General features: G+C 58.9%; 8 protein-coding genes. All 8 read left to right on the plus strand.

What is annotated here, in order from left to right:
- Positions 1-61 precede the first annotated feature (61 nt).
- The 8 genes from mgrA (at position 62) to FJ548_RS21340 (ending at position 10,169) form a co-directional block, all read left to right on the plus strand.
- Entirely contained in the window at positions 62-1,108 is a 1,047-nt protein-coding gene (gene mgrA, locus FJ548_RS21305; protein WP_140609238.1) for an L-glyceraldehyde 3-phosphate reductase, read from the plus strand.
- 450 nt (positions 1,109-1,558) lie between these two features.
- A complete protein-coding gene (locus tag FJ548_RS21310; RefSeq protein ID WP_140778884.1) occupies positions 1,559-1,963 on the plus strand; it encodes a Fur family transcriptional regulator in 405 nt (134 codons plus the stop codon).
- Between the two features lie 100 nt (positions 1,964-2,063).
- Positions 2,064-3,021, plus strand: a protein-coding gene (locus FJ548_RS21315) for an IS630 family transposase (RefSeq protein WP_140778885.1) whose coding sequence is annotated in 2 segments (ribosomal slippage) — positions 2,064-2,414 and positions 2,416-3,021 — 957 coding nt in all. Because the reading frame shifts where the segments join, the coding sequence is not laid out codon by codon here.
- A gap of 1,472 nt (positions 3,022-4,493) precedes the next feature.
- Entirely contained in the window at positions 4,494-5,924 is a 1,431-nt protein-coding gene (locus FJ548_RS21320) for a phosphomannomutase (RefSeq protein WP_140778886.1), read from the plus strand.
- A complete protein-coding gene (locus FJ548_RS21325) occupies positions 5,921-7,336 on the plus strand; it encodes a mannose-1-phosphate guanylyltransferase/mannose-6-phosphate isomerase (RefSeq protein WP_140778887.1) in 1,416 nt (471 codons plus the stop codon). Before FJ548_RS21320 ends, FJ548_RS21325 begins: the two co-directional genes overlap by 4 nt.
- Before the next feature lie 51 nt (positions 7,337-7,387).
- A complete protein-coding gene (gene gmd / locus FJ548_RS21330) occupies positions 7,388-8,374 on the plus strand; it encodes a GDP-mannose 4,6-dehydratase (RefSeq protein WP_140778888.1) in 987 nt (328 codons plus the stop codon).
- A gap of 36 nt (positions 8,375-8,410) precedes the next feature.
- Positions 8,411-9,355: a GDP-mannose 4,6-dehydratase gene (locus FJ548_RS21335; RefSeq protein WP_140778889.1), complete on the plus strand. Its 945-nt coding sequence runs from the start codon at positions 8,411-8,413 to the stop codon at positions 9,353-9,355.
- Between the two features lie 28 nt (positions 9,356-9,383).
- Positions 9,384-10,169, plus strand: coding sequence for an ABC transporter permease (locus FJ548_RS21340; RefSeq protein WP_140778890.1), 786 nt, complete (start codon positions 9,384-9,386; stop codon positions 10,167-10,169).
- Positions 10,170-10,171: the final 2 nt, after the last annotated feature.

Genomic DNA, 10,171 nt, shown 5'->3' on the forward strand with positions numbered 1-10,171 from the left:
GGGCGTTGGGCTGGCCGTTGCGTTCGCAATTGCCGCGCCCGTTTCAGATCGAGGATTCCCCATGCCTTACGTACCCGCCGAAAACCGCTATGAGAAAATGATCTACAACCGTTGCGGACGGTCCGGCCTCAAGCTGCCTGCGATCTCGCTCGGGCTGTGGCACAATTTCGGCGACGACACGCCGCACCGGACCAAGCAGGCGATCGCCCGCAAGGCCTTCGATCTCGGCATTACCCATTTCGACCTTGCCAACAATTACGGGCCGCCGCCCGGATCGGCCGAGACAGCCTTCGGCGAGATACTGCGCACCGATTTCGCCTCCCATCGCGACGAACTGATCATCTCGACCAAGGCCGGCTATGAAATGTGGGCCGGTCCCTATGGCGAATGGGGCGGGCGCAAATACATGCTGGCCAGCCTCGACCAGAGCCTCAAGCGGATGGGGCTGGATTATGTCGACATCTTCTATTCGCATCGCTTCGATCCCGATACGCCGCTGGAAGAAACCATGGGCGCGCTCGACCATGCGGTGCGTTCGGGCAAGGCGCTCTATGCCGGCATCTCATCCTACAATTCGCAGCGCACCCGCGAAGCCGCCGATATATTGAGGCAGCTCGGCACACCGTGCGTCATCCACCAGCCGAGCTATTCGATGCTGAACCGCTGGGTCGAGGACGACGGCCTGCTCGATACGCTCGAGGGGCTCGGCGTCGGCTCCATCGTGTTTTCGCCGCTGGCCCAGGGCATGCTGACCGACAAATATCTCGGCGGCATCCCTGAAGGCAGCCGTGCCTCCCAGGGCAAGTCGCTGAAGACAGCCTTCATCAACGACCGCACTATTGCCAACATCAAGGCACTCAACGCCATCGCCGGCAGGCGCGGCCAGACGCTGGCGCAGATGGCGCTGGCCTGGGTGCTGCGCAGAGGCAAGGTGACGTCGGCATTGATCGGCGCCAGCCGGCCGGAACAGGTCGAGGATTGCGTCGGGGCGCTGAGGGTGCTCGATTTCAGCGATGCCGAGCTGGCGGAGATCGATGGCTACGCACGCGAATCCGACATTAATCTGTGGGCGGCTTCCGCGGAACGCAACGGCCCGCCAAGGAAATAGCCGGAGCCGGCTAACAAAGGCCGGCGGGATTGCTCCCGCCGGCCTTGTTCATGACAGAGGCCGGGTCAGGGCGTCTTCGGCCTGATCATGTTGCTGGTCAACGGTCAGTCATGGTGCGCGATGCCGCCAGCGCCCGGAACGAAACCGTGCCCGCAGTCATCGGCGCGGATGTGCCGACAAGCAGCGTCCGGCGTGTCAATTTGAACATAGCGCTTCCCGAAGCCCGATCGAATTTCCCAAGCGAGGCAAACCCCTTCGAGAACTTTGTCAGTATTTTGAATGTCGCTTCGCCATCAATTCTGCCATCACCTCTGTGCCGGCACCTCATCGATCGACCGGGCCAACAACAGAAGAGTAGCAAAGACGACGGTTCGTCGCTATCTGAATGAGATCAGGCCGTTTGCACGGGCAAACAGCCCGTAGTTGGCGCGGGAAAATTGGAACGGGACCATGGCGGCAAGGGATGTGCTGACGAAGAACCAGTTGTGCGTGCTCGAAAAGCTCGAGACCGCCAGCGGGCCGCTCAGCGCCTACACCTTGCTCGACCAGCTGCGTGAACGCGGCTTCCGTGCGCCGCTTCAAGTCTATCGCGCGCTCGACACGCTGGTGAAATCAGGCTTCGTGCACAGGCTGGAAAGCATCAACTCCTTCGTCGCCTGTGCCGAACCGCACGACCACAGCCATTCGATGACCGCCTTCGCCATCTGCGACAGCTGCGGGCAGGTAAGCGAAATGTCCGATCACGACGTCGGACACCGGCTGGACGAATGGGTGCGTTCCACCGGCTTCGCCGCCAAGAAGGCGGTGATCGAATTCCGCGGGACGTGCGCCAAGTGTCGGGCCGAGGCGGCTTAAGGTCTTTCCACAAGGACGCTAGAGCGTCGGGCGAATAGGGTGAATCGTTGGGATTCCCTTTTCGACTGAAGTCTGATTCCTATGGATGCGGAGGTGCACCATGGGCAAAGCGGTTTCGCAGGATTTGAGGCTTCGACTTGTTCGCGGCATTGCCGAGGGCAAGTCGCGGCGGGCAGTTGCGGCGCAGTTTGAGGTGGCGCCTTCGACGGCGGTACGCGTTCAGGCACGCTATGCGGCGACTGGTTCCGTCGAACCGGCCCGTCAGGGGCGTCCTGCCGGGTCTGGCAAACTCGGCCCGTATCGTCAGGCCATTGTCGACAAAGTGATGGCCAGGCCGGACATCACGATGCCTGAGCTTGGCGCGTGGCTTGAAGACGAGCACGGCGTCAGGGCGGACCCGTCGAACCTGTCGAAGTTGCTGTGCCGGGAGGGGTTTACGTATAAAAAAAGCCCTGCTGGCGTCGGAGCAAGAACGGCCCGACGTGAGAGCGGCGCGGCGTGAGTGGCGCGACCATCATCAGCCTCTGATGCGCGCCGTGCCGGCGCGGATCGTCTTCATCGACGAAACGAGCGTGAAGACCAACATGACCCTGTTGCGCGGGCGCAGCCTGCGCGGCAAGAGGCTCCTCGCCGATGCGCCCTTCGGCAAATGGCATACCCAGACCTTCATCGCCGGCCTGCGTTGCCATGAACTGGTGGCCCCCTGGATCATCGACGGAGCCATCGACGGGGCGGCGTTCGATGCCTATGTCGAAACCCAGCTCGCACCGGCTCTCGGGCGCGGCGACATCGTTATTCTGGACAATCTCAATGTCCACAAAAGTCCGCGCGCCGCAGAGGCCCTCAAACAGCGCGGCGCCAGGTTCCTCTTCCTGCCCAAATATTCGCCGGACCTCAACCCGATCGAGATGGCCTTCGCAAAGCTCAAAACCCTGTTGCGAAAGGCCAAAGCGCGCACCTACGACGATCTTGTCCGCGCCGTCGGAAACATCTGCGCCATGTTCGATCCAACCGAATGCTGGAACTATCTCAAACAGGCAGGCTACGTTGCATGTTAATCGCCCGATGCTCTAGAGCAAGCGGAGGTGCCAAGGAAAGCGGCGGTCAACCCAAGGGGTCCCGTTCAGTCAGAGCAACGGCTACGTGAAGCGTGGCCGCAAGCCCGGAAGCGGACATCGAACTAGCCGTTTACCTTTGGTTTTTCTGATCCAAGGCGATTCTACGATGGCATCTGCTACAGCCAGGTCAGCGCTTTCGTAAAGCCCAGACCAATGAATTGGGAACCAACTGCCTTCAGTCTCAAAAGGCGGCTCTGGATCATGCCAGTGGTCATAGGTGGTCATCGACACGATCCTAGCAGCCCTGGCAGATGTCCGCGAGGTGTCCGACCGTTCCCTTAATATCATGTCGATGGTGGGCTCTCAAAGCTAAAGCCGAGGATCCAAGCTCGAGCCGCACCCGATCGGGCTGCGCAACCCCGACCAGCTGACGCCCGATCGGGCGCTCTCGTCGCGGCCGGCAGCACCGTGATGCGACATTTCTACTTTGCCGGAAGCGCGACATTCGAACCTGGTTGCAACATCGGCCTGAATGCGTTGAGGATAGAGGCCCGCTAGCTCTGGTCATCGCGCGGCGGGCCACGCATGGCGAGCGAGGCTCCCCAAAGGGCACAGCTTGATGATTTCAGCCTGCATGGTCCGGCAAGTCTACTGGTGCGAGCTTTCGGATACCGGTTCCCTTGCAATAGCTGCACGTTACCGTCCGGCCAGGGCAGGCGTGCCGATGCGTGCCGGCAGGGCAACATGTGCCCCCCGAGGCCGTCCACTGGTCGCATGCAAACACCTTCCCGTCGCCCTCGCAGGCAGGGCATGTAAGTTTACTGAGATCGACCATAACTCTCCCGTCCCAGCATTAAGTTTAGCTGGTGCTAGTTAGACGATCAAGGGCTCAGAACCGGCCCAGCTCGGCGGCCCGTACAGGTAGGCCGCAAGCACAAGGGCGACGGTCGCCGCGACTGTGAAGATGAGGGCGAGTTTCAACGTTCTATCCATCACGCACCGAGTCCATCATCTCGAAACTCTCGTCCATTTCGTAGGGACTGATGAACGGAATGACCTGAACGGCGATATGGCCGTGACGGGCATGGAAGATCGCCCGCTAGGGATCGACCGGGGAGTTCCTGCGCCAAGTCGACCGCAGGGCGCTCGACAGGTCTCGGCGGGAGCGGATCGACGACGGCGCCGCGGAAACTATCTTCACGTCGGCCAGTTGCGAGGAGATGGACGAAATCACCGGCGACGGCCACGCCGAACTGCTTGACGACGCGCCATCGAGATCACATTAGGATATCACAAACGGTGATGAGGCCATCCTCAAAGCCAGTCGGGAGACTTTTTCAATAGCCTAGAGGAAGCACCGTCGCAATGAGTGTTAGTATCGAATTTGAGATTTGCAGAGGCCACAGTAATTAGGTATTGACAGCAATCTGACCTCCAATAATACCAATCCCTCTCACATAAGCAAAAAGCGAATGAAATTTGGGTCAAGTGGCCTCCGGGGTTTGGCTTCGGAATTGATTGGAAAACCTAGTGGACTTTATAGTGAGGCTTTCGCTTGGTGGCTGGCTTCCAGTGGAGTTCAGCCGAGTAGTCTGGTCTTTGTAGGCCGCGACTTGCGCGACAGCAGCCCGACCATAGCCAGCGGCTGCATGGCAGCGCTGGCTGCAAGCGGATTTCAGCCGATCGATTGCGGCGCCGTTCCCACGCCCGCCCTCGCCCTGTACGCCCGGAACAACGCCGCCGCCGCCCTCATGGTGACCGGATCGCATATTCCCGCCGACCGCAATGGCATCAAGTTTTATGGCCCGAACGGTGAAATCAACAAGGCCGACGAGGCCGCAATAACTCGATATGTCGCTGAACGACAAAATGTGCTCGGCTCGCCGCCGCTCTCTCTGGGAACGGCTTGGCCTATGCGCCATAACGAAGTCGTCGCCGCCTATCGAAAGCGCGTCGATGGTTTGCTCAAGGCGGATTCTTTTTCCGGCATGAGACTTGGCGTCTACCAGCACAGTTCGGTTGCGGCGGAACTTCTGGTGGACGTTCTTCAATCGTTCGGTGCCAATATAGTTGCAGTTGGTAAAACCGAAAATTTTGTACCGGTCGATACCGAAGCGGTGGATCCCGGCACGATTGCAAAATTGAAGGGCTGGGTCCGCGAATTCGGTCTCGACGCAATCGTATCGGCCGATGCGGATGCCGACCGGCCTCTGGTCGCGGACGAGAATGGCGATGTGTTCCGTGGCGATCTGATTGGCCTCGCTACGGCGCTGTTCTTGAAGGCGGATACCCTCGTGACGCCAGTGACCTCCAATTCGGGTATTTCGAACGCCTTTGATTTCGAGGTTCGAAGAACCAAGGTGGGGTCTCCATTTGTCATTGAAGCCATGGAAGCATCGAAGGGCGCCGGCGGTATCGTCGTGGGTTTCGAGGCTAATGGCGGTGTTCTGCTAGGTTCGGACTGCATAGTGAATGGAAAGAGATTGGCCGCACTACCGACCCGGGACTTCCTTCTCCCAATCCTGGCGGTCCTCAGCACGATGGCATCGACAAGAAAAAGGCTGTCCGAACTGCGCGAGGTTTGGAAGCTCCCAGCGTGCGCGAGTGACCGGCTTCAGAACTTCCCTGCGGAAAGCTCTTGCAGATTGATGGATCATCTCGCAAGCCGGGATGTGCTCCAGCAATTTCTCGCCGGGACGGTCACGGAAGTCGACGAAACTGACGGCCTCAGGGCGCGGATGATTGCGGGTGAGATCATACATCTGCGACCTTCCGGCAACGCCCCGGAACTGCGCTGCTATTCCGAGGCGTCAACCGAAAGCCGGGCCATTGCGATCGTCACCTCGACCCTAAAAAAAGCCCAGGCGTTCGCGCTGCAGGGCAAAATAGAAGGCATCTCATGAAAGTGCTTCCGGTCATCATCAGCGGCGGGGCTGGCTCGCGGCTATGGCCTGCCTCAAGGCAGTTGCATCCCAAGCCGTTCCTAAAGATGTCAGATGGACATTCGCTCATCCAGCACACCGTGTTACGCGCTGCCTCGATAGAAGGTGTCACGGAGCTTGTTGCGGTGACCTCCAAGGGGCATCTCTTCCTCACGAAAGACGAATTTGACGAGCTGGATGCCGTTACGCTACCGCGCACCTTCCTGCTGGAGCCAGACGGTCGTGATACGGCCGCTGCGGTTGCTGCGGCGGCCATCCACGCCAAGGCGACGCAGGGTCCTGATGCGATCCTGTGCATTTTTCCTGCCGACCATATGATAGGTGACCTTCCGGCATTTCTATGTGCCATGAACCGTGCAATCGAACTTGCGCGGCACGGGCGCATCTCAACCCTAGGCATCAGCCCGGACAGACCGGATACGGCATTTGGCTATATCGAAGCCGATGGTGAAAAAGTTGTTCGTTTCGTTGAGAAACCGGACGCCGAGACAGCCAAGTCCTATGTCGCCTCCAAACGTTTTTTCTGGAATGCCGGCATCTTTTGCTTCAAGGTGCAGGTCATGCTCGATGAAATGGCCTCACATTGTCCAGCGGTGATTGAGGCGGTTCTCGAAAGCTACGAGAATGGCACGGTCACTCGCTGCGAGCGCTTTGCCAGCATCGAACTCTCGGCCGAGCATTTCGCCTTAGCTCCGCGCATCTCGCTCGACCGGGCGGTGATGGAAAAGACGGGCAATCTCGCCGTCATTCCGTGCGAGATGGGGTGGAACGACATCGGTTCCTGGAACGCAATGGCCGATCTTATCGCCCCTGACGAGAGCGGGAACAGGATTCGCGGTGATGTCCATATGGTGGATACCGTCGACAGTTATATCAGCTCGGACAAACGGGTCATCGGAACAGTTGGCGTGAGCGGCTTGGTAATTGTCGATTCTCCAGATGCGTTGCTCGTCGCGTCCCGCGATCGCGTCCAGGACGTCAAGAAACTCTTCGAAGGGCTCAAGGCGTCAGGACACGAAGTGCATTTACTTCACAACACGGTGCACCGGCCCTGGGGTACCTATACGGTGCTTGAGGAAGGCGAGCGCTTCAAGATCAAGCGCATCGAAGTTAAGCCCGGCGGGCGCTTGAGCCTGCAGATGCATTATCATCGCTCCGAGCACTGGGTCGTGGTCAGCGGCACGGCCAAAATAGTCAATGGCGACCAGGAGCTACTCCTGGCCACCAATCAATCCACATATATCCCTTGCGGCTACAAGCATCGGCTCGAGAATCCGGGCAACATTGGCCTGGTGATCATTGAGGTCCAAAGTGGCGAATATCTCGGCGAAGACGATATCGTGCGCTTCGACGACATATACGGCCGCAGTTGACAGCCAGACGACCCAGCGGACCACGCCAATCACGTACAAACGAGAGTATTGATGACGAAAACAGCTTTGATAACCGGGGTCACCGGGCAAGACGGCGCCTACCTGGCAAAGCTTCTGCTCGCCAAAGGCTACGAAGTCCACGGACTCGCGAGGCGATCAAGCACCGCCGACGTGAACACCACGCGCCTAAAGTGGCTCGGCATCGAAAACGATGTCCGGATCGTCGACGGAAACCTGACGGATTTGTCTGGCCTCGCCCGAACGATCCGCGCCGTGAGGCCGCACGAGGTTTACAATCTTGCTGCCCAGTCCTTTGTCAAATCATCTTGGCAGCAGCCGATCCTGACGGGGAATGTCACCGGCATAGGTGTCACCAATGTCCTTGAGGCGCTCCGCCTGGAATCGCCAGAGGCCCGTTTTTACCAGGCTTCCTCGTCGGAAATGTACGGCCTCATCCAGGAGCCCATGCAATCGGAGACTACGCCTTTCCATCCCCGCTCCCCCTACGCGGTGGCAAAGCTCTACGGCCACTGGATAACGATTAACTATCGGGAGAGCTTCGGGCTGCATGCATCGAGCGGCATCTTGTTCAATCACGAATCGCCACTTCGCGGCATTGAGTTCGTTACCCGCAAGGTCACCGATGCGGTCGCGCGCATCAAGAAAGGCATGGCCAAGGAATTGCGGCTCGGCAATATCGATGCCAAGCGCGACTGGGGTCATTCGAAGGACTATGTCCGCGCCATGTGGCTGATGATGCAGCAGGATCAGCCGGACGACTATGTTGTCGCCACAGGCAGAACGACGACCGTGCGCGACATGTGCCGAATCGCATTCGAACATGTTGGGCTCAACATCGATGATCATCTTGTCATAGATCCGCAATTGTTCAGGCCGGCCGAAGTCGAGATCCTGCTCGGAAACCCTGCCAAGGCAAAAAAGAAGCTCGGGTGGGAGGCAACGATCTCGCTGGAAGATATGATCCGGGAAATGGTTGACGCCGATCTCGAACGTCACAGCAAACCCATTGGGAGGTGATTTGACCCAGAAAGCCCCCGTCGCGGTATTGTTGATATGACTCATCGCATCCTGATAACCGGGGCAAGCGGGTTCGTCGGCTCGGCACTGGTGCAGTTGCTGGAGCGGGATCACACTGAATGCAAAGTGTTTGCATTCGGACAGGGCCAAGGACAGAAGCATGTCGTGGACCTGCAGGATATGGAAGCCGTGGACAAGGCCGTCCGTGAGGTACAGCCCAGCGCGGTCGTCCACCTGGCGGCGGTCGCCATGCCTGCCGAGGCAAACAACGCTCCGCGGCATGCCTGGAACGTCAATGTCATGGGGACGATGAATCTCGCCGAATCCGTGATGCGACACACGCCGCAGGCGCGGTTCGTCTATGTTGGCAGTTCGGAAGCCTATGGCGCCTCGTTTAAGAGCATTGACGGCCCGGTAACCGAGACAGCCCCCCTTCTGCCGACGACGGTTTACGGCGCCACCAAGGCAGCTGCGGATCTGATGATCGGCCAGTTGGCCTATGACGGGCTGCGCGCAGTTCGCTTTCGCCCGTTCAACCATACCGGCCCAGGTCAATCCGATGCCTATGTGGTGTCCGCCTTCGCACGCCAGGTTGCTGAGATCGTGTCGGGCAAAAAGGAGCCGGTCATCTATGCCGGAAATCTCGAAGCAAAGCGCGACTTCCTGGATGTGCGTGACGTCGTGCGGGCCTATGCGATCTCGGCGACGCTGGACCTGGATGTCGATCCGGACCACGTCTATAATCTCGCATCCGGCCAGCCTCGGAAGATCCGAACCATCCTCGACATGCTTATCGCGAAGTCGGGGATCGACATCGAAGTGCGTGTCGATCCGGACAAGCTTCGCCCGAATGACATTCCACTGGTGTGGGGTGATGCGTCAAAGGCACGCGGCAGGTTGAATTGGAGCCCACTGGTGCCAATCGAACAGACAATAACCGACATTTTCGGATATTGGCACCAGAGATGCAACGCCGGCTGAACGACCAGCGTGCAAAGGACCCAAGCATATGTTTCAAAGCCTGTGGCAGTATCGCCATTTCATCGTTTCCTCCATCAGAGGTGATCTGAAGGGGCGATTCGTGCGCTCGCGCTTGGGAGGGCTATGGTTCATCCTTCACCCGCTGGCACAGGCGCTGATTTTCTCGATCGTGCTCTCGGAAGTTCTCAAGGCGCGGCTTCCGGATACGGAAAGCCCGGCAGCCTATCCGATCTACCTTCTGTCCGGCCTAGCCGCGTGGACGCTGTTCAGCGAGATACTCATGCGCAGCATGACAGTCTTCATTGAACAGGCCCCAGTGATGAAGAAAATCGCGTTTCCCCGTCTCTGCCTGCCTATTATCGTGGGCGGCACAGCACTCATCAATCACCTGCTGCTGCTTTTCGCCATTTTCGTGATCTTTGTTTTCCTCGGACATATGCCGGGCCGCACATTGGTCCTGCTGCCTGTCGGAATCGTGCTCATCGCGGCAATAGGTTTCGGTCTCGGCGTCATCCTGGGCGTGATGAACGTGTTCATGCGCGACGTCGCGCAGGTCATGGCAATCGTATTGCAACTCTGGTACTGGCTGACGCCGATCGTCTACCCGGCCAACGTATTGCCGGAAAACTACGCCTTTGTGCTCAAGCTGAACCCGATCGCGCCGGTGGCGACGCTGTACCAGGACGCATTATTATTCAATCGCTGGCCGAGTGCGGAAAGCCTGATCATGCCGGCGGCTTTGGGACTGCTGAGCATGGCCTTCGCGATCGTATTCTTTCGGCGCGCAAGCCCTGAGCTTATCGACGTGCTATAGTT

The organism is Mesorhizobium sp. B2-4-17, assembly GCF_006441275.1.
In the GTDB taxonomy this organism is placed as follows: Bacteria; Pseudomonadota; Alphaproteobacteria; order Rhizobiales; family Rhizobiaceae; genus Mesorhizobium.